The sequence below is a fragment of the Coleofasciculus sp. E1-EBD-02 genome (genome assembly GCF_040218245.1).
Lineage (GTDB): Bacteria > Cyanobacteriota > Cyanobacteriia > Cyanobacteriales > Coleofasciculaceae > Coleofasciculus.
Genome location: NZ_JAVJQN010000207.1, coordinates 17,010 through 43,038, shown reverse-complemented (window position 1 = coordinate 43,038; position 26,029 = coordinate 17,010). Strand labels below are relative to the sequence as shown.

20 protein-coding genes are annotated in these 26,029 nt (G+C 46.7%); 15 read left to right on the top strand and 5 right to left on the bottom strand.

Going from position 1 to position 26,029, the window contains the following annotated elements; all coding sequences use genetic code 11:
• Nucleotides 1-258 precede the first annotated feature (258 nt).
• The 5 genes from RIC07_RS32600 (at nt 259) to RIC07_RS32580 (ending at nt 4,741) form a co-directional block, all read left to right on the top strand.
• Complete coding sequence (locus tag RIC07_RS32600; RefSeq protein ID WP_446398148.1) at nt 259-1,272, top strand: cytochrome c oxidase subunit II; 1,014 nt, start codon at nt 259-261, stop codon at nt 1,270-1,272.
• 66 nt (nt 1,273-1,338) lie between these two features.
• Nucleotides 1,339-3,024, top strand: a complete 1,686-nt coding sequence (gene ctaD, locus RIC07_RS32595) for a cytochrome c oxidase subunit I (RefSeq protein WP_446398147.1) — start codon at nt 1,339-1,341, stop codon at nt 3,022-3,024.
• Nucleotides 3,025-3,088: 64 nt separating this feature from the next.
• Nucleotides 3,089-3,721 carry a cytochrome c oxidase subunit 3 gene (locus tag RIC07_RS32590; RefSeq protein ID WP_446398146.1) on the top strand — a complete coding sequence of 211 codons (633 nt, stop codon included), beginning with the start codon at nt 3,089-3,091 and terminating at the stop codon, nt 3,719-3,721.
• A gap of 442 nt (nt 3,722-4,163) precedes the next feature.
• Complete coding sequence (locus RIC07_RS32585; RefSeq protein WP_044208174.1) at nt 4,164-4,397, top strand: hypothetical protein; 234 nt, start codon at nt 4,164-4,166, stop codon at nt 4,395-4,397.
• Nucleotides 4,394-4,741 carry a type II toxin-antitoxin system VapC family toxin gene (locus RIC07_RS32580; RefSeq protein WP_446398145.1) on the top strand — a complete coding sequence of 116 codons (348 nt, stop codon included), beginning with the start codon at nt 4,394-4,396 and terminating at the stop codon, nt 4,739-4,741. The genes RIC07_RS32585 and RIC07_RS32580 overlap by 4 nt, the downstream gene beginning before the upstream one ends.
• A gap of 12 nt (nt 4,742-4,753) precedes the next feature.
• On the opposite strand, the gene RIC07_RS32575 is transcribed toward RIC07_RS32580, so the two are convergent.
• Nucleotides 4,754-4,942 (bottom strand): hypothetical protein, encoded by a 189-nt coding sequence (locus tag RIC07_RS32575; RefSeq protein WP_446398144.1) that lies wholly within the window; start codon nt 4,940-4,942, stop codon nt 4,754-4,756.
• Nucleotides 4,943-5,331: 389 nt separating this feature from the next.
• Between RIC07_RS32575 and RIC07_RS32570 the strand changes: the two genes are divergently transcribed.
• From RIC07_RS32570 to RIC07_RS32555, 4 genes are all read left to right on the top strand, one after another.
• On the top strand, nt 5,332-6,231 hold the full coding sequence (locus RIC07_RS32570) for a DUF4384 domain-containing protein (protein ID WP_446398143.1): 900 nt from the start codon (nt 5,332-5,334) through the stop codon (nt 6,229-6,231).
• Nucleotides 6,232-6,753: 522 nt separating this feature from the next.
• Complete coding sequence (locus RIC07_RS32565) at nt 6,754-10,470, top strand: tetratricopeptide repeat protein (RefSeq protein WP_446398142.1); 3,717 nt, start codon at nt 6,754-6,756, stop codon at nt 10,468-10,470.
• Nucleotides 10,471-10,477: 7 nt separating this feature from the next.
• Entirely contained in the window at nt 10,478-11,272 is a 795-nt protein-coding gene (xth, locus tag RIC07_RS32560; protein ID WP_446398141.1) for an exodeoxyribonuclease III, read from the top strand.
• Nucleotides 11,273-11,419: 147 nt separating this feature from the next.
• A complete protein-coding gene (locus RIC07_RS32555) occupies nt 11,420-12,295 on the top strand; it encodes an SDR family oxidoreductase (protein ID WP_446398140.1) in 876 nt (291 codons plus the stop codon).
• A 249-nt stretch (nt 12,296-12,544) separates the two neighbouring features.
• Here the strand turns inward: RIC07_RS32555 and RIC07_RS32550 are convergent, their stop codons facing one another.
• The 3 genes from RIC07_RS32550 to hflX all read right to left on the bottom strand — a co-directional run bounded on the left by RIC07_RS32550 (nt 12,545) and on the right by hflX (nt 17,318).
• Nucleotides 12,545-13,750 (bottom strand): NF038122 family metalloprotease, encoded by a 1,206-nt coding sequence (locus RIC07_RS32550; protein WP_446398139.1) that lies wholly within the window; start codon nt 13,748-13,750, stop codon nt 12,545-12,547.
• 508 nt (nt 13,751-14,258) lie between these two features.
• Complete coding sequence (gene lhgO / locus RIC07_RS32545) at nt 14,259-15,449, bottom strand: L-2-hydroxyglutarate oxidase (protein WP_446398138.1); 1,191 nt, start codon at nt 15,447-15,449, stop codon at nt 14,259-14,261.
• A 150-nt stretch (nt 15,450-15,599) separates the two neighbouring features.
• Entirely contained in the window at nt 15,600-17,318 is a 1,719-nt protein-coding gene (hflX, locus tag RIC07_RS32540) for a GTPase HflX (protein ID WP_446398153.1), read from the bottom strand.
• Nucleotides 17,319-17,866: 548 nt separating this feature from the next.
• Between hflX and RIC07_RS32535 the strand changes: the two genes are divergently transcribed.
• The 6 genes from RIC07_RS32535 to RIC07_RS32510 all read left to right on the top strand — a co-directional run bounded on the left by RIC07_RS32535 (nt 17,867) and on the right by RIC07_RS32510 (nt 23,434).
• Complete coding sequence (locus RIC07_RS32535) at nt 17,867-18,565, top strand: MBL fold metallo-hydrolase (protein ID WP_446398137.1); 699 nt, start codon at nt 17,867-17,869, stop codon at nt 18,563-18,565.
• A 79-nt stretch (nt 18,566-18,644) separates the two neighbouring features.
• Nucleotides 18,645-19,184: a rhodanese-like domain-containing protein gene (locus tag RIC07_RS32530; RefSeq protein WP_446398136.1), complete on the top strand. Its 540-nt coding sequence runs from the start codon at nt 18,645-18,647 to the stop codon at nt 19,182-19,184.
• 136 nt (nt 19,185-19,320) lie between these two features.
• A complete protein-coding gene (locus tag RIC07_RS32525) occupies nt 19,321-20,163 on the top strand; it encodes a sulfite exporter TauE/SafE family protein (protein WP_446398135.1) in 843 nt (280 codons plus the stop codon).
• 1,199 nt (nt 20,164-21,362) lie between these two features.
• On the top strand, nt 21,363-21,497 hold the full coding sequence (locus RIC07_RS32520; protein WP_446398134.1) for a hypothetical protein: 135 nt from the start codon (nt 21,363-21,365) through the stop codon (nt 21,495-21,497).
• Nucleotides 21,478-22,713: an LL-diaminopimelate aminotransferase gene (locus tag RIC07_RS32515; protein ID WP_446398133.1), complete on the top strand. Its 1,236-nt coding sequence runs from the start codon at nt 21,478-21,480 to the stop codon at nt 22,711-22,713. The genes RIC07_RS32520 and RIC07_RS32515 overlap by 20 nt, the downstream gene beginning before the upstream one ends.
• Nucleotides 22,714-22,813: 100 nt before the next feature.
• Nucleotides 22,814-23,434 (top strand): hypothetical protein, encoded by a 621-nt coding sequence (locus RIC07_RS32510; protein WP_446398132.1) that lies wholly within the window; start codon nt 22,814-22,816, stop codon nt 23,432-23,434.
• Between the two features lie 200 nt (nt 23,435-23,634).
• Here RIC07_RS32510 and RIC07_RS32505 read toward each other — a convergent pair whose 3' ends face one another.
• On the bottom strand, nt 23,635-25,725 hold the full coding sequence (locus tag RIC07_RS32505) for a protein kinase domain-containing protein (protein ID WP_446398131.1): 2,091 nt from the start codon (nt 25,723-25,725) through the stop codon (nt 23,635-23,637).
• Nucleotides 25,726-26,029: the final 304 nt, after the last annotated feature.

Below are 26,029 nucleotides of genomic sequence, written 5' to 3'. Positions count from 1 at the left end.
GCACCCCTGCACCCCTGTACCCCTGCACCCCTGCACCCCTGCACCTCAGCACCCCTACACCCCTAAACCCCTACACCCCTAAACCCCTGCACCCCTGCACCCCTGCACCCCCGCACCCCTGCACCCCTGCACCGGAATCCCTTCTCCAAACAAGCGCTATAAAGAAATGTGAACTAGGATCGATGATAGTCAAGATAGAATCAGACAGCGACTTCACCCAACCTGGGTGGAGATCTGCTGCTGCCGAGGAGATAAGCTATGGAAAACGAAAAAGTACCAACTACTATTATCACGCTGACCGCTGGTGTCGTTATCACCCTGGTCAGTTTGTGGGTTGGTCAAAACCACGGCTTGATGCCAGAACAGGCATCAGAACAAGCGCCGTTAGTCGATGACTTTTTTGACGTGATGATGACTATCGGCACCGCCCTGTTTTTGGTCGTCGAAGGGGCGATTGTGATTGCCATGATTCGCTTTCGGCGACGCGAGGGGGATGATACGGATGCTGAACCCATCATCGGTAATTTGCCCTTAGAAGCCTTTTGGACAGCCATTCCTGCCATTATCGTGATTGGACTAGGGATCTACAGCGTCGAAGTTTATCGAGACATGGGCGGTTTTGAACCGAACTTGGTTAAAGCCGATACCCCCGCGCAAATGGCGAGTATGCCCGGAAGTGCGATCGCGGCACCCTTAGTGGCTGATGCGGAGGGGATGGAGTCCGATGAAGCCGCACCCAAGGGGGCTAAATACGGCTTTGGTGCCGCACCTAAACGGCAAGGACAAGCGGCTGACTTGGTGGTGAATGTCACGGGTTTACAGTTTGCTTGGATCTTTAACTATGCCGATAGTGGCATTGTTGCTGGTGAATTACACGTTCCCGTTGGCAAAGACGTGCAACTGAACATCTCCGCCCAAGATGTGATTCACTCCTTCTGGGTGCCTCAGTTCCGCCTCAAACAAGACGCCATTCCCGGTCAAGAAACGGAACTGCGGTTTGTTGCCACAAAACCTGGAACCTATCCTGTGGTTTGCGCTGAACTCTGTGGGGGTTACCACGGTGCGATGCGAACCCAGCTTATTGTTCATACCCAAGAGGAGTATGAGGCTTGGTTCAAGGAAAATCAGATTGCCCAGCAGCAAAACCCGAATCAAACCGTGGCGGTGAACCCGGCTGATTTATCCGAGTCCGAGTTTCTGGAACCCTACACGACGAAGTTGGGCGTTGATGAAAAAACGTTAACCCAGTTACACTCAATGCATGAATCCTAAACAGAAGCCCATCACACTCCAGTTGTCCATCTGGACAGGCTGCTTTAGTTGTCACAAGAAATTCTGATGACCCAAACCGAAACTGCACCTCAATCTCAAGCCACTTCCCACAGTTCCCATCCAACGGCATGGAAGTGGTATGACTATTTCACGTTTAATGTTGACCATAAGGTCATTGGCATTCAATACCTAGTTACCTCGTTCGTGTTTTATTTGATCGGGGGATTAATGGCAGTCGCCATGCGGGCTGAACTGTATACCCCTGATTCAGATTTACTTGATCCCAATCTATATAACGCTTTTCTGACCAATCACGGCACGATCATGATCTTTTTCTGGGTCGTTCCGGGGGCAATTGGGGGGTTTGGCAACTACCTGATCCCGTTGATGATTGGTGCCAGAGATATGGCATTCCCGAAACTGAATGCGATCGCGTTTTGGCTGGTTCCTCCAGCGGGGGCGTTGCTGTTAGGCAGTTTCTTTTTCGGCGGCGCTCAATCGGGGTGGACATCCTACCCACCTTTGAGCCTGATTACCGCCAATACCGCTCAATCGATGTGGATTCTCAGCATTATCTTGGTGGGAACCTCCTCAATTTTGGGTTCGGTGAACTTTATCATCACCATCTTCAAAATGCGCGTCCCCAGTATGCGCTGGGATCAGATGCCGTTGTTCTGTTGGGCGATTTTAGCCACATCGATATTAGCCCTGTTTTCCACGCCCGTGTTAGCGGCTGGATTAACCCTGCTGTTATTTGATATCAACTTCGGCACTAGCTTCTTCCGCCCCGATGCTGGGGGGAATGTGGTGGTGTATCAACACCTGTTCTGGTTCTACTCCCACCCGGCGGTGTATCTGATGATTCTGCCGATTTTCGGGATTATGTCGGAAGTGGTTCCGGTTCACGCCCGTAAGCCGATCTTTGGCTATAAGGCGATCGCGTATTCATCCCTAGCCATCTGTATCGTCGGTCTATTTGTCTGGGTACACCACATGTTTACCAGTGGCACCCCGCCCTGGATGCGGATGTTCTTCACCATCTCTACACTGATTGTGGCAGTCCCGACGGGTGTGAAAATCTTTAGCTGGGTGGCGACACTCTGGCAGGGGAAAATCCGTTACACCTCGCCAATGCTGTTTGCGATCGGTTTATTAGGCATGTTTGTCTTGGGCGGACTCAGTGGCGTCACTCTGGGAACCGCACCCTTTGATATTCATGTCCACGATACCTACTACATTGTGGCGCACTTCCACTATGTTCTCTTTGGCGGTTCCGTGTTTGGTCTTTATGCCGGAATGTATCACTGGTTCCCCAAAATTACGGGTCGGATGTACAACGAAACCTGGGGGCGAGTTCACTTTGTTCTCACCTTTATTGGGGCGAATCTTACCTTTTTACCCATGCATCAATTGGGTTTACAAGGAATGCCCCGCCGGGTAGCCATGTATGACCCCCAATTCACGGCGATTAATCAGCTTTGTACCTTCGGTGCAATTCTATTAGGGTTCTCGGTGGTTCCCTTCGCGATTAATTTAATCTGGAGCTGGATGTATGGACCCAAGGTGGGTGATAATCCCTGGGATGCCTTGAGCCTGGAATGGACAACCAGTTCACCACCTGAAATCGAAAATTGGGAAGTCTTACCTGTATTAACCCATGGTCCTTATGCTTATGGCATGAATGGTCGCAATGGTAAAGGTCTCAATCCCAGTGCGCCGACATCGGGAGAACCTGCTGTAGAAGCGAAGTAAGGTTAATGTAGAGACGTAGCATGCTACGTCTCTACATGTAGATGGCGATAGTTAGGAAAATAGTATGCAAGGTTCAACAATTGACGAATATCAAGTCTCCTCTACCCCAGAAGCCTCGGCTGAGGGGGCGGTGGCGGAACATGAGGAACATCCCGATTATCGGGTTTTGGGGCTAATAGTTTTTCTTGCCTCTGAATCCCTGATGTTTGGTGGGATGTTTGCCTCTTACTTAATTTATAGAGGCGTATCCGCAACCTGGCCCCCCGAAGGCACAGAAGTGGAACTCTTAGTTCCAGCGATTAACACGATTATTCTGGTGTCGAGTAGTTTTGTCATCCATAACGGAGATGTGGCGATTAAAAAGAATAATGTCTCCGGGATGCGGTTGTGGTATATCATTACCGCGATTATGGGCGTCATTTTCTTAGGCGGTCAGGTGTATGAGTATCTCACATTGGGGTATGGTCTGACTACTAATGTGTTTTCTAACTGCTTTTATCTGATGACCGGATTCCACGGCTTGCACGTCACCGTCGGGGTTTTACTGATTCTCGGTGTCTTGTGGCGTTCCCGTCGTCCCGGACATTACGGTGAAACCAAGCACGTTGGCATTGAAATGGCAGAAATTTATTGGCATTTTGTCGATATCATCTGGATTATTCTGTTTACCCTGCTGTACATTTTGACGCTGTTTTAAGTTAGGACTTACGCAAAGCCTCGATTTGTAGTGGCGTGACTCAACTAAAATGGTGCAATAGATTGGGTACGTAGTGAGGGCTTTAGCCCTCTCCAGCTAGGCGTGAGAGAACTAAAGTTCTCACTACAAACAAAGTCCTATTTTAGCTGTGTCAGTCCAGTAGTGGCGTGGCACACCTTATTTGGTGGATTAGAATTGTAGGGGCGCATGGCGTGCGCCCAGAAAATCGCCAAAATCTATCCCACCATTTTAGCTGTGTCACGCCAGTAGGGTGTGTTAGCGTAGCGTAACGCACCTTGACCAACTTATGGTGGTGCTGCGTCAGTCTTGTAAGTGATGGTAGAGGCGTAGCATACTACGTCTCTACTAATATCCATTTAAATTGTGTATTCTCTATTGCCCGTTGCCTTACCCCTTGAACAAACGTTCTTGAATCACAGCTATGACCTTACCAGAGCTACAGCGAGCTATTTACCAATTATCTGTTGAAGAACAATTCGTTCTGCTGGAAACCTTAGTTCAAGCGTTGAAAGTTAGACACCCATCAAAATCGGAACGTCGCACCCTTGTTAATCAGCTACGAGGTTGTCTGAAAAAACCCGGTCAGCCAGTTCTAACCGATACAGATATTGAGTTGATGCGAGAAGACCGCTTAGTGGAGAAGTACCTCAAGTGAGAGTTCTTCTGGATACAAACATTATTCTCGATTTCTTTCTGGAACGGGAGCCATTTTTTCAGTTAGCTAGTGAAGTTTTTGAGGCAATTGCTGCCGAATGCATAGAAGGTTTAATTAGTGCATCCAGTGCAACGGATATTTTTTACATCTGTAAACGGCAGACACAAAATCTTGAACAAACCAGGCAAATCTTGACTCAAACGTTAACGCTTTTGAGTGTCTGCCCTGTGGATTATACAGTTTTGAATACGGCTCTCAATTCCGGCTTAGTAGACTTTGAGGTTATTTATCCGAAATTATATCCATTTGCCGCCCTACCTCTCATGAGGATTAATAGGAGTTAAAGGTTAAAATGATTATTGTGGCGGATGCTTCAGTGCTAAAAGTTTTGCAATTGATTCAATTAACGTTTTCGTGAAATAGGTTAGCGCTACGATAGCTAAAATGGTTACGCCACCATTAACCAGAAGGGTTCGGGAATTGGCGGGTAAAACGTCAGGTTGATTCGCTGTCATCGGAATGGTTGAGGTGTTTGTCGTTTTCATAGTGTTGTCCTTTCTAGTTATTTCCTCTACGCTAGACCTGAAATGCTGGCAATAGTGTGGAAAAAAGTAGACTCAAATAGATCGATTCACCCTCATCCCCTAACCCCTTCTCCCATCGAGGGAGAAGGGGAACCCGTTCCTAGTTCGTAGTTCGTAGTACGGGCTTTAGCCTGTTACAAGTCTCGCCGTCACCCCAACCCGTGTCTCTAAAACCAATTCCACCCACAAACCCTTCCCCCTTCACCAACCCATGTAGAGACGTTGCATGCAACGTCTCTACATGTTAACCGTTCCGGAAATAGAAGAATGTAGATCGAAGTAGAACCGGGGTTTCCAGGTCAATTTTACCTATTTATAATCGGGGTAAAGCCACAGAATCGGTGACAATCATGAACCTACCCAAATATGACATCCATGAGGACGAATTCCTCAAAGCCATCGCCACTCGCCTCGGCTTATCTGGCAAAACCTGGGATGTATTTCTCGCACGCTTCCAGGATAAAAATAGCAATGCCACCAATAAAGATATCGCCTTTTGTCTAGAGGCTGAATTACTAGAAGGAACCAGTGATGGGTCAAATCCAGCAACCATTCTCCGCGACCATTTAATCGCCATTTGTGACAAGTTTGAAGCCCAAGGCTGTGATTACCAGGGAAGCACCAAGGGGAAGTGGAAAATAGCCAAGCGCTATTTGCGCGAGGAGTTGTATCCAGAATGGGTCAAACAGCGCCGTATCATTCCCCTCACCTGTGAGCAACTTTGGCAGGAACTTTGGGGACAAGCCAAGCCAACCAATAAAATGCAGCCGATTTTGCTCAATGATAAATTGCAGCCTGTCTCATTAAATCCGAAACTGCCGTTAGGGTTAGAGATGGGAGAGGCGGAAATTGACGCAACCGCCCCCATATCGATTCCGTTAAAAAGTAAAATCCGCTTAGACATTAATCTGGAACAGGCGGGCTATTTACTCCTATTGGAAAAAGGCACATCGGGGAAAATCTGGTGTTTATGTCCCTCTGGATTTGCACCAGAATGGCGACATTCAGGAGGAAGAATAACGTTACCCTTAGCCAGTTCTCGTCATCGGTATTTTAAGTTAACAGGTTCGACAGGTTGGGAGGAAATTGTAGCAGTCATTACCCGGAATTTACCCGAGTTAGACTGGCTACCGGAACCGGGTGAACCATTATTACAATTGCAGGAAGGGCATTTAACAGGGTTATTGGACTATGTAAAGGATGACCGCGACTCCCAACTTTTGCGGATGGCGTATCAGGTGACGGTGTAATTGAGGTTGGGTTGTCCGTGTCAACTTAAACTAAACCCCTCACCCCCAGCCCCTCTCCCACGCCGGGAGAGGGGAGCAAGATAGTCTCGGTAGGGTGGGTTAGGCGGGAACAAAACTATTGAAAATAACCTGAAACGGAACAATCCGCCGTAACCCACCAAAGCCTTTAAGGGATAAGTTACCCTTCACAAACACATCGAAAAACAGGGCGCAAGCCTTGCGCCCCTACACAATTATTAACCATGGACAAACAACGAATTCAAGACTATTTGAATCTAATTCAAACACTCCTAAGTCTCGGTATCGGTAGGGTGGGTTAGGCGGGAACAAAACTATGGCACATAACCGGAAACGGAACAATCCGCCGTAACCCACCAAAGCCTTTAAGGATACGTTACCCTTCACTAACACACTCGACAACTACGGAAATTGAAATCGGGAAACTAGAAGAATCAATCACATCATTAAAAAGAGTAGACAATGAGAGTTTTGAATAGATTGCGAACATTAGTAATAAGATTCGTGAGACTCAAGCAGATATTACGCTGTAGACAACTAAATCAGCAAGTTCTCCAACTCTATAATCAAGGTCAATTTGCTCAAGCCGTGAGTCTAGCTGAAGCGGGATTGGCATTAGCCCAAAAACTGTGGGGAAATGACCATACCAATGTGGCTGCGACTCTGAATAATTTAGCTTGTCTCTACAATGCTCAGGGAAAATTTGCCGAAGCGGAATCCTTATATCAAAAAGCCCTAGCCATGAGACAGCGCTTGTTTGCTGATGACCATCCTGATGTGGCGATAAGTCTGAATAATTTAGCCGCACTCTACAAATCTCAGGGAAAACTAGGGGAAGCAGAATCCTTGTTAAAACAAGCCCTGGCAATGAATCAGCGTCTGTTTGTCGATGATCATCCCAAGGTGGCTACAAGTCTGAATAATTTAGCTTATCTCTACAATGCTCAGGGAAAATTTGCCGAAACAGAACCCTTGTATCAGCAAGCCTTGGCAATGAGACAGCGTCTGTTTGCTAATGACCATTTTGATATAGCTACAAGTCTGAATAATTTAGCCGGACTCTACAAATCTCAGGGAAAATTTGTAGAAGCAGAACCCTTGTTAAAACAAGCCCTGGCAATAAATAAGCGCCTGTTTGTCAGTAATCATCCCAATGTTGCCACGAGTCTGAATAATTTAGCTTCTATTTACAATGTTCAAGGAAAATTCGTAGAAGCAGAACCTTTGTATCAGCAAGCCCTAGGCATGAGACAGCGCTTATTTGCTGATGACCATCCAAATGTGGCACAAAGTTTGAATAATTTAGCTTATATTTACCATGCTCAGGGAAAATTAGCGGAAGCGGAACCCTTGTTTCAGCAAGCTCTGGCAATGAATCAGCGCTTATTTGCTGATGACCATCCTGATGTGGCACAAAGTTTGAATAATTTAGCTTATATTTACCATGCTCAGGGAAAATTAGCGGAAGCGGAACCCTTATATCAGAAAGCCCTAGCCATGAGACAGCGCTTATTTGCTGATGACCATCCTGATGTGGCACAAAGTTTAAATAATTTAGCTTTACTCTACAAATCCCAAGGAAAATTAGCCGAAGCAGAAACCTTGTTAAAGCAAGCCCTGGCAATAACACAGCGCTTGTTTGCTGATGACCATCCAAATGTGGCACAAAGTCTGCATAATTTAGCTTATCTTTACCAATCTCAGGGAAGACTAGCCGAAGCGGAACCCCTGTTACAGCAAGCCTTCACAATGAGGCAGCACCTGTTTGCTAATGACCATCCTGATATAGTTACAAGTCTGAATAATTTAGCTTATCTTTATCAATCACAGGGAAGACTAGCCAAAGCAGAATCTTTTTATCAGCAAGCTTTAGCAATGAATCAGCGCCTGTTTGTTGGTAACCATCCTTATATGGCTAGAAGTCTGAATAATTTAGCTCATCTCTACGAATTACAGGGAAAACTAGGCGAAGCGGAATCCTTTTATCAGCAAGCCTTGGCAATGAGTCAACAACTATTTACTAGCAATCATCCTGATATTGCCATCAATCTCAATAATTTAGCCTCATTATTCGCTGCCACCCAGCGCTATGATCAAGCGCTAGACTACATGAAACAGGCAATGGCAATCGAGAACCGTTTAATTTACCAAGCCTTTACCTACAGTTCGGAAAGCGATCGCCTTGCTTTCCTGCAAACGGTCAGACATAATTTCGATGTATTCCTCTCTCTCATCTATAAGTATTTCCCCAACTCTCCCCACGCCATCCAAGCCGCACTCGATTTAATCCTCCAGCGCAAATGCCTCACCGCCGCCGCTTCCGCCGCCCTCAATCAAGCCATCCATAGTGGGCGTTATCCCCATCTGCAATCGGAGTTTACGAAACTGCGACAACTCAGCGACCAGATTATCCACTATATCTATCACGAACCTCGACCTGACCTGATTCCCCAACTGCAAAGGGAACAGAACCAACTACAGAAACAACTGACCGCCCAAGTCCCAGAAATCCAACTCCAAGACCAACAAATTGACTGTCACACCGTCGCCTTAGCACTACCTGAAGGTAGCAGTTTAATCGAGTTTGTCTGTTTTAATGTCTTTGATTTTTACACTTCTCAAGTTAAACCCGCCCGTTATCTAGCATTTATCCTACCCGCCGGACAACCCGATAACGTGCAGATGCGATACTTAGGCGCAGCCCAAGAAATTGACCAACTGATACAGGACTTTCGCCGTGATGTCTCTGATAAGGTAAAAGCGGTGCAATCTCTAGACATGGGAGGAGAGGACGAGGAAGACGAAGCAGACGAACAACCCCAACCCATCAACGGCATAGAATTACAGCATCGAATTTTTGCCCCCCTTCGCCCCTACTTGCAGCCCAACCAACCCCTATTCCTCGCCCCCGATGGGGATTTAAACCTGTTACCCTTTGACCTTCTCCCTAGTGATGAGACAGGAGAAACTCTGCTAAGAGACGAGTACGCCATCAGTTATCTGAGCGGTGGGCGAGATATCTTGCGCTCTAAAATTCAAACCAATCGCCCATCCTCTCCCCCCTTAATTATTGCTGACCCCGATTTTGACCTCGTAGCACCTGTAGAAGCGGGTTTAACCGATAACATAGCCATCGAAACACCTGTAGGGGCGGGTTTAGCCGATAACATAGCCTCAACACCGCCAACCTCTCAACAAAACCCGCCCTCTGTCTCCCCTAATGAACAGAACTCAATCGCCACTCTCCTACAAACCCTAACCAATTCCCCATTCCAACGCGCCGAAGGCACCCGCCGCCTGGGAGAAAGCATCGCCCAACGCTTCAACATCCCCCCCTACTTTGGCAAAGACGCCCTCGCCTCTCACCTCACCCATTGCCAATCCCCAGAACTCCTATTAATCGCCACCCACGGCTATTTCTCCAAATCCATGCAACAGCCAGACTATGACAATTTAATCTTAGCCCTACTCACTTGCCCCAATGGACAAGAAGCGACTATCTTATACCATAACCACAAGCTGCTCAACGAGACATTACTAGAGAAAATCGAAACAGCCGCCACCATCTTCACCAAACAAGGAAACCCCAATCCTGCTCACAAGTTGCGAACCCTCATTCCCCAAATTAAGGCAATCATTCAATCCCCCCAAACCCCCTCAACCTCCGATCCCGAAGACCCAATGTTACGTTCCGCCCTCGCCTTTGCGGGCGCGAACCGTTGGCTAGCAGGCAAACCCTTACCCGCCGCCGCTGAAAAAGGCATGGTATTCGCCCAAGACATCGCCGCCCTTGATCTCTGGGAAACCGAACTCGCTATCCTCTCCGCCTGCCAAACTGGAATCGGGGATGTCAAACTCGGTGAAGGAGTGTTCGGCTTGCGTCGCGCCTTTGCCATAGCCGGAACCAAAACCTTAATCATGAGCCTTTGGTCAGTTCCCGATCGCGCGACGGCTTTGTTGATGAATCGCTTCTTATCCAATCTGCGTCAGGGTATAGGACGACGTGTGGCATTAAAAGAGGCTCAAGATTATATTCGCACAATTACGGTTCAACAGTTACAGGAATCTGAATTCGGTCGTAGCATCTTAGCGGAATTAGAGAAAGCATTACCCCAGACTCGACAATTGAGTGAAACCGATCAACCCCTCGCCCATCCTTACTTCTGGGGCGCTTGGGTCTGTCAAGGAGAGACAAAAGCCGTAAAATTGAAAAGATTATAGAATTAATATGAAAATCGCTACCTGGAATGTCAACTCAATTCGCACCCGCCAAGATCATGTCTGTCAGTGGTTAACAGACAATCCTGTGGATGTGCTGTGTTTGCAGGAAACCAAAGTCGTTGATGAACAATTTCCGCGATCGCCCTTTGAAGACTTAGGCTATCATCTCTATGTGTCCGGGCAAAAATCCTATAACGGGGTGGCGTTGTTTAGCCGTAAACCTTTAGAAGCAGTGAGTATGGGGTTTACGGGAGTGTTGACGCCAGAGGAGGTGGGAGAATTGGATGAGCAAAAGCGGGTAATTACAGGTATCCTGGATGGCATCCGAATTATTAATCTCTATGTTCCCAATGGTGCTGAGGTGGGAAGTGAGAAGTATGAGTATAAATTGCGCTGGTTAAAACTGTTACAGGAGTATGTGCGATCGCTCTTAGATACTCAATCCCATGAACTCTGTATCTGTGGGGACTTTAACATTGCGCCCGATGACCGAGATATTCATAATCCCAAAAATAAAGACAAGCATATTATGGCATCGCCAGCAGAACGCCAAGCCTTAGAGGAGGTGTTGGCGCTAGGGTTAGGGGATGCATTTCGCAAGTTTACTCAAGACGGGGGTCATTTTAGCTGGTGGGATTATCGCCATGGTGGGTTTAGCCGTAACCGAGGTTGGCGGATTGACCATCATTATCTCACGCCAAAGCTCTATGAAGCTGCAACCCGTTGTAGGATTGATGTAGAACCCAGAACCCTGGAGAAACCGAGCGATCATGCACCAGTGATTGTTGAGTTTGAGAGTTAGGAGATTCTCGTGCGATCGCGGGTTATGAATGGCAAAAAGGGGAAATCTGTAGGGGCGACCCGCTTGCATCAATGAACAACTCCAATCCACTCAATTTGATCGGGTCGCCCTTTATCTTAACCCATAAAATAAGCAAAAGAGGTTTTTATGTATTTAGTAACAGGCGCTACTGGAGGATTAGGACGCCGGATTATCCGGGTGTTACGGGAACAGGAATTACCTGTGCGGGCATTTGTCCGGTTATCGTCAAATTACAAGGAATTAGAAAACCGAGGCGCGGAAATATTTGTTGGCGATTTGCGCGACGATAGAGACATCGAAAAAGCCTGTCAGGGAGTTGATTATATTATTAGCGCTCATGGGTCTGGAGGGAATGCTCAAGCCATCGATTATCGCGCCAATCGAGAACTGATTGATCAGGCAAAAGTGCTGGGAATTAAGCAATTTGTCTATAGTTCAGTATTAGGTGCAGAACGAGAGTATGAAAATGCACCCGTGTTTAAGGCGAAACGAGCCACGGAAAAGTATTTACAAAGGAGTGATATCACCTATACAATTCTTCGCCCCTCTGGTTTTGCCTCTAATCTTTTACCACTAGCGGAACGATTTCGGGAAACGGGGGTTTATTTGCTCAACGGGAATCCCAAACATCGCTCATCTATTGTGAGTACCGATGATTTAGCCAAAATTGCCGTTGATTCGATTAGCATTGAAGCCGCACACAATCAAATTTTTCCGGTAGGAGGACCCGATATTCTTCAACGGGAAGATATCCCTCATATTTTTGGTCGTGTGTTTAATCGAGACCCCATTATTATTAATCCGCCCTTATTTGTCTTTGATGGGGTAAAAACGGCGTTAGAGTTGGTTAATCCCAAAATTAGCAATGGCTTAAATACACTGCGAACCTTAATCACGAATGAGTTTTTCTGTACGACAGAACAAATTACTGAAATTGAGTCGGTCTACAATTTACAAATGGAATCCCTAGAACATTTTCTGAAGCGGTATTTAGTGACATAAGCAGTCATTTCGTTCCTTCGTTCGTAGTAAGGGCTTTAGCCCTAGATTTTGTTAAGTTTCCTTCTGTAGGGGCGAGTCGCTGCACATCGTAGGCGGTGTCAGAATTAACCTGTCTCGACTCGCCCTTGTCCAAAGGTAGGTGGTGTCAAATAATTCTCAATACTTGATACAGGGCGACCCGATAAAATTAAGGGTTGGGTGATGTGAATTGGATACAGCGGATCGCCCCTACTGGGGAAAACGCTACAGTTAACGACTATCGCGCCAACACCGTTGTAACCCGAATCCTACACCCAGCGCGATTAACCCAACCACAGAGGTAGGTTCAGGTACTGAGGTTGCATCATCTGCACTCGTCAAATAATTAGCCACGGCAAAATTCTCCATATCGGAACCCGGGTTATCCGTGGATGTACTCAGAAGACTATTCGCTGAACCTGTACTATTGCTGCTATTACCTGTCAGATTCCAACCAATAACATCAAAGGCTTGCAAATCCAAGTCACTAATACTTAAACGTTCGCCGCGTGCTGCTGTCGGGTCCATGATTCCCAAACTGCGGTTATCCTTCCAGTGACTAGCTTGGCGTCCATCTCCGTTATAGCTACCCGTGGAAAATAAACCCAGGTTTGTATCCCCTCCATCAATGGAAAAATACGCCTTGCTTCCGGCGGCTAAGTCCAGAATACCCTGGTTGGCACTATTTTCAGAGTAGCGAAACAGATCCAGTGGACTGAAGATTCTGTAGGGATCAAGTGATAACGGAGCGCCTGGTCCATCTTTGGAATAATAGTCTACAATATCCACACCGCTGACAAACCCCAATGCATGACCGATTTCATGAGCCGCTATTCCCACGAAATCAAAAGCATTGCTGCTAATTCCATTATCGGGATTAAAGTCGAAATTGAAGTCACTATTGAATTTAATTGTTGCATCAGTCGAGCTATTGTTCCCACTGAGTAAGTCGAGGGCTTTGGCATTTGCCCGATTAATACCCAGATAATAATTATTGGCGCTGGAATTATTATCCCTGATCGTATTACCCGAAAATGGATCGGTCGTCAGAAAATCAAGAAACGAACCGGTTTGCAAATTGGCGACCGCCGTATTATCATCCGTAGATAATCGGTCATTACTTAAGGCATTGCGAACAGTAGAGTAGCGACTCCCCACTGTATTACTACTCGCCTGACCTAAAATGCCAGAACCCAGCGACTCAAAACCAATGTCAATGTTGACGGTAATATCATCAGTGAATTGATCAGACCAAAGATCTCCAGCCGCTGTGAATCCATCAATCGCCTGTTGAGATGTCCCTGAAGACGGACTAAAGTTAAATTGTAGGGCTTGTGCGGCGGTGGCGCCAAAACTGATTTCTACAGCAACAGCAAGAGCTGTCAATGGTGTGAGTGATCGGACATACTGACTCAGAAGTGAGAGCTTATTTGTCATGACTCGCCTAACTCAATAAGGTGTGTTCAACGATACACTCTATATCTATCCATTCCAGAACTTGGAGATACAGCAGTTTGCTCTGCTATGCGGTACATTGTCGATCCCCCTAAATCCCCCTTAAAAAGGGGGACTTTTATTTACTGTACTTTATTACAGCGCAAAGCGCTGTATTATTCAGGTTTGCCATTGGTCAGGTTGGTCTATTTGATTGAGTCCTGAACGGTTTACGACAATTGACCTAGATCTTCAAATTTTTAGCTTCCTCTTGTCTCTGATATTAACCTACATTGACGACAAGAATGGAGAGTAATGTTACAATAATTTAAAATGGTGTGCAAATCTTTTTATTCTTTGTTTGAAGTTAATTATTGAACGATATTGGCATAGCATAGCTAACATTGTGGAAGAGATTTTACCATGGAATCGGGCGCACATTGGTGGGTAAAAGGGCGCACGTCAGTGCGCCCCTACGGTTCTAATTCATCAAATTGCCACGCCACTACACTTAAAACTTAACCCGATCCGCGATCGCACGTCCAATTTCCAGGGAAGCGGTAGCCGCTGGAGAGGGCGCATTACAGACATGCAGCGTTTTATGTCCTTCGACAATCAGAAAATCATCCACTAATTGACCATTCTCCATCAAGGCTTGGGCGCGAACGCCTGCATGAGTGGGACTTAAATCATCAGATTGAATCTCCGGAATCAGCCGTTGCAAACTGCGAACAAATGCAGCTTTACTAAAGGAACGAATGATTTCGTCCACGCCAATTTTCCAATAGCTTTGTGCCAATTTCCAACACCCTGGAAACGTGATAATCTCTACAAAATCTCCCCAGTCAAAATCAGTCTTTTTATACCCTTCTCGCTTAAAACTCAGCACCGCATTTGGACCCGCATGAATCCCACCATCAATCATCCGGGTAAAATGGACGCCTAAGAAGGGGAAATTCGGATTCGGAACCGGATAAATCAGATGTTTCACCAGATATCGCTTCTCCGGCTTCAATTCGTAATATTCCCCCCGAAACGGTATAATCTTAGCTGGAGGCTGCATCTGACCCAATTTCACCACGCGATCGCTCTGCAATCCGGCACAGTTAATCGCCATCCCCGTTTCAAATTCTCCTTGATTGGTTTCGACGACTAAACCGTCAGGCGTTTCCCGCAGATTTTGCACCGTGGTATTTAATCGCAGTTCTCCCCCTTGGGCGCTAATTAATTCCACATACTTTTCACACACTTGCCGATAATCGACAATCCCCGTCGCCGTCACGCGAATTCCACCAACCGAACGGACATGAGGTTCAATTTCTGCCACCTCTTCCGGACTAATTCGCTTCACTGTTAACCCATTTTCTAATCCCCGTTGATAGAGACTATCCAGCAACGGTAGTTCCTCAGATTCTGTCGCCACAATCACTTTGCCACAAACATCATGAGGAATCCCATGTTCCTGGCAAAATTTGACCATAGACAGATTCCCTTCACGGGCAAATTTTGCTTTAAAACTGCCTGGTTTATAATAAATCCCCGAATGAATAACACCACTATTATTGCCCGTCTGATGATATGCCCAACGGTTCTCTTTTTCCAGGACTAAAATCTTACAGTCAGGGTAGCGTTGTCCGATTGCTAATGCCGTAGACAAGCCAACTATTCCGCCACCGATAATTGTAAAATTATATTGTGTCATTGGTCATTGGTCATTGGTCATTGGTCATTTATCATTGGTCATTCGTCATTCGTCATTACGTGAAGTCGGGGCGGGTTTATTTACATCTGGGTGTAACCAAAAAGATAGTAGTGAAACCCGCCCCTACACAATCTCCCCCATCTCCCTCATCTACATTTGCGGTGCGATCGCATAATCCACTAACTGGGCTATTTTTTGCCGCAGCGTTTCTAGTCCTAACCGTTTGCTAGCTGAAATAAATATCCCTTGGGGAAATTCGTCTTGGGCTAAGACTAGGGCTTCACTGTCTACTTCGTCAATCTTGTTAAATACCACTAGAATCGGTCCCGGTGTCACGGGCATATCTGCCAAAATGGACATGACTGAACGAATATGATTTTGCCACGCCGGATGGGATAAATCCACCAGATGAATTAACGCATCGGCTTCTGTCACCTCTTCTAACGTGGCGCGGAAGGAATCGACGAGGGGGGGTGGTAATTCGTGAATGAATCCCACGGTATCGGTTAGCAGAACCGTAATCGCTTCCCCCGTCTCCGCATAAGTAATCGGTAAACGTCGGGTAGTGGGGTCAAGGGTGGCAAACAATTGATCAGCGGTGTAGACTTCGGCATTCGTTAATGTATTTAACAACGTCGATTTGCCTGCATTTGTATAACCCACAACAGAAATCGTTGGTACATCTTGTTTTTGGCGTCGTTGTCGCATCCGCGATCGATGTGCCTGCAACTGGTTTACCTCTTGTTGCAATCGGGCAATTCGGCGCTGAATTGCACGGCGTTCGGTTTCCAGTTTGGTTTCTCCGGGTCCACGAGTGCCAATTCCACCGCCTAACCGAGACATGGCTTGACCTCGACCCGTGAGGCGCGGCAGCATATATTCTAATTGGGCTAATTCGACTTGTAATTTCCCGGCACGGGATTGGGCGCGTTGGGCGAAAATGTCTAATATGACTTCCGTGCGATCGACGACTCGTACCCCGGTTTGGGCTTCTAAGTTACGGACTTGGGCGGGGGATAAGTCGCGGTCAAATACGACTAGATTCGCCCCTAATGTCTGCACCGTCAGGGCAATTTCCTGCACTTTTCCCGCGCCGACAACGGTTTGAGGATGGGGTTGCGATCGCCTCTGTCGCATCGTCTGTAATACTTCCCCTCCGGCGGTTTGCACCAGTCGGGCAATTTCGGCTAACCCGTCTTCAAACTGTCCCTTACTCATATTCCCTGTCATTAACCCGACAATCAACACCCGATCTTGATCAACATCGACATGTTGAGCAATGAATTCGCGGCGAAATTCGGCTTCAAGTCCTTCGACTAAATCAAAGAAATCTTGTTTAGTCAACAGATCTAAACTTAATGCTGGGGATAAATGCCAACTCGGTTGACCCTCGGTGTCTTGTTTCGATGACTGAGTAACAGGAATCAGGTGGGCTAAATAGGTTTCGTTCACATATCCGGTTGCGCCTCCCCCCCGCCGTTCAAATCCTGACTCACTCACGGTTAGCATGACTAACGCATCCAAGCGCTGAATCGCCATGGCGGTTAAGTCAGCGTTACGCGGGGTATGGGATTTGAGTTGAGTGGCGATACAGCGAATCCCACACAACCGTTCTGCACCATAGCGGGGTAACTCCAAGGGTGGGATTTTGGTTTGCGTTGGGGTTCCCACTCCCACTCGAATCACCTGTCCTCGACGATTCAGGTAAGTACATAAGGGCTGTTTGATATCAGCGCTAATCGCGGCTAACCGTTGGGCAAATTCCGGTGTGGTCAAGCGATCGCCTGGTAAGCGCTGGTGATAGAGGCGTTGCAGTTGTTTAAGCTGGCTAGGCTTTAAACCGACAAGATTGCCGTAGATCGTTTCGATAGGCGACTTCCAGTAAACTGGCTCCTGACTCTACTTTTGTTTATTTTAGATCCTCCCCGGTGTCAACGCACGAGGATTCCTCACCAGCAAATCCAAATGTAGGGGCGGGTTGAAGAACTCACGTAACGGAGAAATCACTACATTTCATCCAAAACCCGCCCTTCCCCCAATCTTGAACTACTTTCCTAGTTCATTTATTGGTAGGGGGGCGGATGTTGCTGTTCATTTATTGGTGAGGTAGGGCGGGTTTTGTTTTTCAGTTAGTTCTGAGTAGCCGATTTTAGTCCCTAAACCCGCCCCTACAAATTGTTCCTTGATGACTAACTAACTCTTCCTCATCTCCCTCATCTCCCTCATCTCCCTCATCTCCCTCATCTCCCTCATCTCCCTCATCTCCCTCATCTCCCCCATCTCCCCCCGCTTCCCCTGCTTCCCCTGCTTCCCCTGCTTCCCTCTTGACAGGTGGGTCTAGTGTGAGGTAGGTTAAATATAACTAAATAGTAATTTAGTAAACAAACAACACAAAGCAGCCCAAGGGAGATGAGCCGATGTTATTTCGTCAACTATTTGACAGTGAAACCAGCACCTATACCTATCTCATCGCTGATTTAGCTACAAAAGCGGCGATTCTAGTCGATCCAGTGAAAGAACAGGTTGATCGCGATCGCAAACTCCTCGATGAGTTGGGATTAACTCTACAGTATTGCCTAGAAACGCATATTCACGCCGATCACGTCACCGGAACAGCGCGATTGCGCGAGTTGACTCACTGTCAGGGTGTGGTTCCTCAAAATGCCTCGGCTGCTTGTGCTGACCGCTTTCTGGCGGATGGTGAGGTGTTAAGGGTGGGTTCAGTTGAGATTGTTGCGATCGCCACACCGGGTCATACCGATAGTCATAACGCCTATTTAGTGAATCGCGATCGCGTCCTCACGGGAGATTCGCTGTTAATTCGCGGATGCGGTCGAACTGATTTCCAAGGCGGTGATGCAAGCACACTATTTCATTCTATAACTCAAAAGTTATTTAATCTGCCCGATGAGACGCTGGTTTATCCCGGACATGATTATCACGGACATACCGTATCCACGATTGGCGAAGAACAGCAATGGAATCCCCGATTAGCGAATCGCGATCGCGCCAGCTTTATCGAATTGATGAATAACTTAAATCTTCCTAATCCGAAAAAGATAATGGAAGCAGTTCCCGCTAATGAACGCTGTGGCAAAGTAGCGGTGAACACCTAAAAGAAAAGGGATTCCTGTAAACATCTACACCAATACATTCACTTAGACAAGTTCTGCATATAGATAAGGAGAAAAACTCATGGTTTTAGCTAATGCCAATAACCTCCAAGAAATAGACGCCCAAACGTTAAAACAATGGCTGGATCATCAACAAGTAATGCTGATTGACGTGCGGGAACCGGGCGAATATGCCAGCGAACATATTCCTGGGGCAAAATTAATGCCCCTGTCTAACCTGAATCCCGTCGATGTTAAACCAGAAACCGATCAACAGGTTGTATTATACTGTCAAAGCGGGAATCGCTCAAAACAAGCCGCCCAAAAACTCTTCGACTCTGGATTTGAATCGGTAAATCATCTTCAAGGTGGATTACCAACCTGGAAATCCGCAGGATATCAGACTCAAGTCAACAAAAATGCGCCCATTAGTTTATTCCGACAAGTGCAAATTGTGGCAGGTACATTAGTGTTTACGGGAACTGTACTGGGTGCGTTTGTCTCGCCTTGGTTTTTAATCTTGAGTGGTTTTGTTGGTGCGGGATTAGTGTTTGCTGGCGTCAGTGGCACTTGTGCCATGGGGATGTTACTAGCAAAGTTACCTTACAACCAACGAGTTTAAATGTGATAGGTCATTGATTTAAGCTTGGTGGGCATTGCCCACCCTATTACTTCGTAGATATGATGAAACTGGGGAAGGATAAGGGAATGATTAATTAACGAATGACAAATGACAAATGACCAAGGACAAATAACAAATGACTACTTGGATAATTGGGTTAATTCTTGCCGCCGGAATTGGCATTAGTTTGGGGTTAATGGGGGGCGGCGGTTCGGTGCTAGCCTTGCCTATTTTAGTGTATGTGATGGGGGTGGAAGCAAAAAGCGCGATCGCGATGACATTGGTTATCGTGGGAACCGTTAGCCTGATTGGAGTTATTCCTCACTGGCGACGAGGGAATCTGAATTTCAAAAAGGCGTTTATGTTCGGCGCGGCGACGATGTTGGGCGCATATTTTGGGGCAAAGTTAGCCTTTTTTGTCAGCGGAACAGTCCAGCTTCTGCTGTTTGCAGTAATGATGATTATTGCGGCGGGATTCATGATCCGCAAAAGCAGTAAACCGACGAAACCGGATAACGACTTGCAGTATTATCCTCAACCCGTGTGTAAATATTGTTGGGTGTGGATGCTAACTGAAGGGTTAGGTGTGGGTGTATTGACGGGTTTAGTTGGGGTTGGCGGTGGATTCGCGATCGTTCCGGCATTGGTATTATTAGGAAATACGCCGATGAAGGAAGCGGTAGGAACGTCATTATTAATTATTGCCTGTAACTCGGTGGCTGGATTTCTAGGATATTTGGGACAGGTTCCCCTAGATTGGGGATTAATGGGTTCATTTATTGTGGCGGCGAGTGTGGGAATTATAGTTGGTGCATATTTAGCACAGTATGTCAAAGCCCAACAATTACAGAAAGCCTTTGGTTATTTTTTAATTGCCGTAGCCGCGTTTATTTTAGTGCAAAACCGTCAGGTGTTCACATCAGGACAGAATCAGACGGACTCAATCAGAAAGCCAGGGGTTCAGATAGCTTATCGATAAATTTCAGGTTTTATGAATATTCGTTGGCGCTTGACTTTTTTTGTCGTTTCCGGTATTATTTCATCATGGGAAAATGTGCCGTCCTATAGACCCAAATAACCCAGAATCGGTAGGGTGGGTTAGGCGGTATTCAATAGAGAAAACAAATCCTTGAATTAGATATCCGCCGTAACCCACCAAGTTACCGTTGCTAACAGTGGAATAACAGAATAGAGGGCTAAGGTTCCCCACTACGAACCCAAGCTAATCTACCCAATTATGCGTGCCACACCAGTAGGGTGGGTTAGGTGGTATTTAATAGAGAAAACAAATCCTTAAATTAGATATCCGCCGTAACCCACCAAGTTACCGTTGCTAACAGTGGAATAATAGAATATAGGGCTAAGGTTCCCCACTACGAACCCAAGCTAATCTACCCAATTATACGTGCCACGCCAGTAGGGTGGGTTAGGTGGTATTTAATTGAAAAAACAAATCCTTGAATTAGATATCCGCCGTAACCCACCAAGTTACTGTTGCTAACAGTGGAATAATATCATGTCCTAATGATTGCCCATAATTGCAATGCTGTAATAACAAGGGTTTCAGGCATTTTTATTAGGGGTGTTTGACCGGACATGATATAACAGAATAGAGGGCTAAGGTTCCCGACTACGAACCCAAGCTAATCTACCCAATTATACGTGCCACGCCAGTAGGGTGGGTTAGGCGGTATTCAATTGAAAAAACAAATCCTTAAATTAGATATCCGCCGTAACCCACCAAGTTATCGTTGCTAACAGTGGAATAACAGAATAGAGGGCTAAGGTTCCCCACTACGAACCCAAGCTAATCTACCCAATTATGCGTGCAACACCAGTAGGGTGGGTTAGGCGGTATTCAATTGAAAAAACAAATCCTTAAATTAGATATCCGCCGTAATCCACCAAGTTACTGTTGCTAACAGTGGAATAACAGAATATAGGGCTAAGGTTCCCCACTACGAACCCAAGCTAATCTACCCAATTATACGTGCCACGCCAGTAGGGTGGGTTAGGTGGTATTCAATAGAGAAAACAAATCCTTAAATTAGATATCCGCCGTAACCCACCAAGTTATCGTTGTTAACTGTGTAAGTAGGTTGGTGGAAATAAACTCAACCTTCTGAAGTTATGTTAACAAGCCTTAAACCCTGACAAATGACAAATGACGAATGACGAATGACGATCCCCACCGTTAACTTTAATTGTCCCCACCTACTTATTCCCCGTTGCCTGTTGCCTTTTCCGCTACAGTTAGCAGTAAGCTGGTTTACGGCGTTCGTCACAAGTGATTATGGCAACCATCAACGATAACTACCTGAAACTCAAAGCAGGCTACCTGTTTCCCGAAATTGCCCGCCGGGTGAATACCTTTGCAGAAGCTAACCCGGATGCCGCTATCATTAAACTGGGAATTGGCGATGTTACCGAACCCTTACCCGAAGCCTGTCGCACGGCGATGATTCAGGCGGTAGAAGATATGGGGAATCGGGAGTCTTTCCGAGGCTATGGACCCGAACAAGGGTATCCCTGGCTGCGGGAGAAAATAGCCGCCCAGGATTTCCATGCGCGGGGATGTCAGGTGGATGCATCGGAAATCTTCATCTCCGACGGTTCTAAGTGCGATACGGGCAATATTCTGGATATTTTCGGCAAAAATAACAAAATTGCTGTAACTGACCCCGTTTATCCCGTCTACGTGGACACGAATGTGATGGCGGGACATACTGGAGAGGTGAATGAGAAGGGTGAATTTGAGGGATTAGTCTATTTGCCGATTAGTGCCGAGAATAATTTTACCGCAGAGATTCCCTCTCAGAAGGTGGATTTGATTTATCTGTGTTTCCCCAATAATCCCACAGGCGCTACCACGACTAAGGAAAACCTGAAGGCGTGGGTAGATTATGCCAAAGCCAATGGGTCAATTATTTTCTTTGATGCGGCTTACGAATCGTTTATCACCGACGAGAGTTTACCCCATTCTATCTATGAAATTGAGGGAGCGCGAGATTGTGCGATCGAGTTTCGTTCCTTTTCTAAGAATGCGGGATTTACCGGAACTCGTTGTGCGTTGACGGTTGTTCCTAAAACCTTAACTGCAAAAGCATCGGATGGTTCAGATGTAGAACTTTGGAAGCTATGGAACCGCCGCCAGTCTACCAAGTTTAATGGGGTGTCTTATATTGTCCAACGGGGGGCGGAAGCGGTTTACTCAGAAGCCGGAAAAGCCCAGGTGAAGGCGTTAGTTAGCTTTTATTTGGAAAACGCCAAAATTATTCGTCAGAAGTTAACGGAAGCGGGATTAAGTGTGTATGGTGGGGTTCATGCACCGTATATTTGGGTGAAGACACCCAATGGTTTATCCAGTTGGGATTTCTTCGATAAATTGCTGCAAACCTGTTATGTTGTCGGAACACCCGGTTCCGGATTTGGCGCTGCGGGTGAAGGCTATTTCCGAATTTCGGCGTTTAATAGTCGGGAAAATGTGGAAGAGGCGATGAAGCGAATTACTCAGAAGTTTAAGGTGTAGACTCTAGCAAAACCCCGACTACTCGAAAAAGTCGGGGTTCTAATTTCCATCGCTTATAGAAGGAATCGGTTAAATTTGAGAAAACTAAGTTTTGAAACAGATGGTGAGAGAACCAAGTGCCATTAACGAATACGAATTTGTTCGCGATCGCATGAAAACGGGAGACTTGATTGCCTTCTCCGGCAGGATCTGCATTTCCCGCGTGAATCAGTTAGTAACTCAATCTCCCTACTCCCATGTTGCGATGGTACTTGAGGTGGAAATGGGGGGTGGATTTGGCAAAAGTGTCCTGATTATCGAATCAGCCGCCCCCCAGACGGATCGAGATCCCACAGGTAGAAAAGCGATTAAAGGAGTTCAAGTTAATTGGCTTTCTCGACGATTAGATATGTATAAGGGCAAAGCCTGGTGGCTACCCTTAAAGGAACCCATTGACCCCGATAACTTATTCAAAATGCAGATGTGGCTGAGACAAACGTATAATGAACGCCGCCCTTTCGCTACATTACAAGCGGCAAAAGCAGGGTTGATGCTTTTGAATAAGTTAGGGTTAGGAAATAAACTGGATCTTTCCGCTCTATTTTGCTCAGAATTGATTGCCGCCGCGTTACAAATTGCGGGTGTAATTGATCCTTATATTAATCCCTCGAAGCAGACACCAGTCGATGTGGTTAATTTTCCTTGCTTTGCTAAACCCCCAATTTTAATTAAGCCTGATTAATCGGAATGAGTTTAAACACCCGCCCGGAGTTCAAACTCCGGGCTAAAAGCTCAAGTCCACTAAAGTGGACTAAAACTTTTAATCCGAATGGTACTAACTTAAAGCTGATAGACAGTGCCTAACCTACGGTATAGCAAGAGTTCCGGCGATTCCAAAAGGCTTAAGTCAGTGCCATTAACCTTAAGTCAGTGCCATTCAACTTAGAATTCCGATTCGGGTGGATTTTCCACCGTTAGATCTAGTTGATAATCAATCGGTTCATCCGCCTCAGATACCACCACAAACTCATAGAACCCCGATTCCGGCAATTCCCCAGAAAAGGTGCGCTGGCGCGAATCTTCCAGGAAGATTGTATTGCCTGTGGGACTGTAGATCGAGAATAAGGCGTCGGCGTCACTGGAGAGATCCACATCCATCAATTGATCTGCCGCTAACTCGGCGGTAAAGGCTTTTCCTTCTCCAGGTTGCAGAGTTCCACTCATTTGTGTGCCAGTCTCACCCGGTTCAAAGACAATGCGTTCTAAAGCTTCTCTGGATTGCAACGCCTTGACGGTATCCGCAACCGTGGCTTGCCAGATTTGACCCATGGGTTGATCCAGAAATTCTGATCCAGTTTCTCCTGCTTGTTTGGGGAAGACGCGGAAAAACTGGGCATCGGCGATGTCATATAATGCTCGACTACTGACACGTAGACGATTGACTTGACGTTTCCAGCGATCGCGATCCGTTTGATCATAACTGCCTAATTCTGCCTTGGCTTGACGACTCAGATCAAGCTGTTCGATCTGGGTGAGTACATTTGCTGCGATTCTATCCCAGGCTTCTCGCAGCCTAGCATCGTCTGGATCGGTACTTAATGGATCTCCCCGTTGTGCTGGATACTCATTCCAAAACGCTTCATCGACTAAACTGACATAAAAGTCATAATCGATCCCCAGGTTCATCCGTCGTTGTCGCAGGGTTTGCTTGCGTTGTCGTTCTTCCAGCGAAAAGTCGGAGGAGGGTTCAGGTTCGTCATCATCCTCTGGTGAAATCACTGGGTTCTCAAAGTCCTCTACTGTAGGCGTAGTATCGGGTTGGTCAGATTGCAGTTGGCTGTCAATCCAGAGATTACCCGCCCACCAGCCAAAGCCACCGGCTGCTAGAATTAACCCTAATACTAGGATCAATTTCCCCAACCAGCCTAAAGCGGCGTTATTATTGCCACTGGGCGCAGACCTCTGGGCAACAGGGGCAGGGGGGGAGGGTGGCGCCGATGTAACTTGACCCGGTGAAACCGCTACAGTTGCTTGAGTCTGCGGTGATGGTGGCGGCGGTGGAGAGTATGCCTGTGGGGGGGACTGAGAATTCAGCATCTGTGAGACTTGATTCGCGCTTTGGGGGCGATTACGGGGATGGGGTTGCAGCAGTTGTTCGAGGATATGGCTGAGAGTAGGGCTAAGAGGAGTGGCACTAAAGTGCCTACTACGATCCCAGGTTAAGGTGTGGGGATCGATGAGTTCAGAGGGTTCTTTCCCGGTGAGTAACACCAAGACTGTTGCCCCTAAAGCGTACAAATCGCTACTGGCAGAAATAATCCCCCCTTGCATTTGTTCGTGGGGTGCATAACCCACTTTACCCAAGCGCGTGGCTGTAGCTGGGGATGATGCCATCACCTGAGAGGCTACCGTAGCAGCGATTTGCTTAACTCCACCAAAGTCAATCAGTACAGGCAATCCATCCTTTTGACGAATAATAATATTCTCCGGGGAAATATCTCGATGAATCACGCCTAGGGAGTGGATATAGTCCAAAACTGGTAAGATTTGGCGTAATAGTTTGAGAACTTCGGTTTCGTTAAACCCTAATCCCTGATTCCGACGTGCCTCTAAGATAGCGCGACAGGTTTGTCCAGCAATATAGTCTTGGACTAAAAACAGGCGTCCTTCTCCCTGCTGCTTCACCCGCAGCAGTTCTCTAAATTCGGGGATTTGGGGATGTTTCAGCTTATAGAGAACTCCAGCTTCTCGTTCAAACAGTTCTGAGGCTTTCTGTAAGGCAAACGTCCCTTGCACTTGTGGGGCGAATTCCTTTAATACACAGGCTTCACCGAAGCGATTCAAATCTTGGGCGAGATAAGTGCGTCCAAATCCCCCATGTCCCAATTCCCGCACAATCCGATAGCGTCCCGCCAAAGCCAATCCCGACTCCCTGTTGCCATTGTCTGCTTGATCTAGCTTCTCACCACAGTGGAGACAAAAGCGACTATTGGGGGGATTTTCGTGACCGTGAGAGCAATGTAAGGGCTTCATTAATCCAGAAGTGGGCTACGTGAGTGAAGAAGGCGGAAGGCGGGCAATAGAGGAATGACCACTAAGATCATTACATGGTAGTAATTGTAGCCTCTGGATTTTTCTGAACTTCTATCATGTCCGCGTCAACCTGCGGACTAGCGCCGTTTTCTGAACTCTGACCGTACAATAAGGCTTTCAACACTCGCTCAAAATTTGGGTTCGTTCAAAAATGCTCGAAACCTCCTCACTGGTAAAGGTTTCAAGGACTAATCTCATGTCCTGATGATTGCCCATAATTGCAATGCTGTAACAACAAAAGCTG

Excerpts from the sequence above, each read along its gene's own strand:
- RIC07_RS32600 (WP_446398148.1), top strand. The coding sequence starts at position 259 with ATGGAAAACGAAAAAGTACCAACTACTATTATCACGCTGACCGCTGGT.
- ctaD (WP_446398147.1), top strand. The coding sequence starts at position 1,339 with ATGACCCAAACCGAAACTGCACCTCAATCTCAAGCCACTTCCCACAGT.
- RIC07_RS32590 (WP_446398146.1), top strand. The coding sequence starts at position 3,089 with ATGCAAGGTTCAACAATTGACGAATATCAAGTCTCCTCTACCCCAGAA.
- RIC07_RS32585 (WP_044208174.1), top strand. The coding sequence starts at position 4,164 with ATGACCTTACCAGAGCTACAGCGAGCTATTTACCAATTATCTGTTGAA.
- RIC07_RS32575 (WP_446398144.1), bottom strand. The coding sequence starts at position 4,942 with ATGAAAACGACAAACACCTCAACCATTCCGATGACAGCGAATCAACCT.
- RIC07_RS32570 (WP_446398143.1), top strand. The coding sequence starts at position 5,332 with ATGAACCTACCCAAATATGACATCCATGAGGACGAATTCCTCAAAGCC.
- xth (WP_446398141.1), top strand. The coding sequence starts at position 10,478 with ATGAAAATCGCTACCTGGAATGTCAACTCAATTCGCACCCGCCAAGAT.
- RIC07_RS32555 (WP_446398140.1), top strand. The coding sequence starts at position 11,420 with ATGTATTTAGTAACAGGCGCTACTGGAGGATTAGGACGCCGGATTATC.
- RIC07_RS32550 (WP_446398139.1), bottom strand. The coding sequence starts at position 13,750 with ATGACAAATAAGCTCTCACTTCTGAGTCAGTATGTCCGATCACTCACA.
- lhgO (WP_446398138.1), bottom strand. The coding sequence starts at position 15,449 with ATGACACAATATAATTTTACAATTATCGGTGGCGGAATAGTTGGCTTG.
- RIC07_RS32535 (WP_446398137.1), top strand. The coding sequence starts at position 17,867 with ATGTTATTTCGTCAACTATTTGACAGTGAAACCAGCACCTATACCTAT.
- RIC07_RS32530 (WP_446398136.1), top strand. The coding sequence starts at position 18,645 with ATGGTTTTAGCTAATGCCAATAACCTCCAAGAAATAGACGCCCAAACG.
- RIC07_RS32525 (WP_446398135.1), top strand. The coding sequence starts at position 19,321 with ATGACTACTTGGATAATTGGGTTAATTCTTGCCGCCGGAATTGGCATT.
- RIC07_RS32520 (WP_446398134.1), top strand. The coding sequence starts at position 21,363 with ATGACGATCCCCACCGTTAACTTTAATTGTCCCCACCTACTTATTCCC.
- RIC07_RS32515 (WP_446398133.1), top strand. The coding sequence starts at position 21,478 with ATGGCAACCATCAACGATAACTACCTGAAACTCAAAGCAGGCTACCTG.
- RIC07_RS32510 (WP_446398132.1), top strand. The coding sequence starts at position 22,814 with ATGGTGAGAGAACCAAGTGCCATTAACGAATACGAATTTGTTCGCGAT.
- RIC07_RS32505 (WP_446398131.1), bottom strand. The coding sequence starts at position 25,725 with ATGAAGCCCTTACATTGCTCTCACGGTCACGAAAATCCCCCCAATAGT.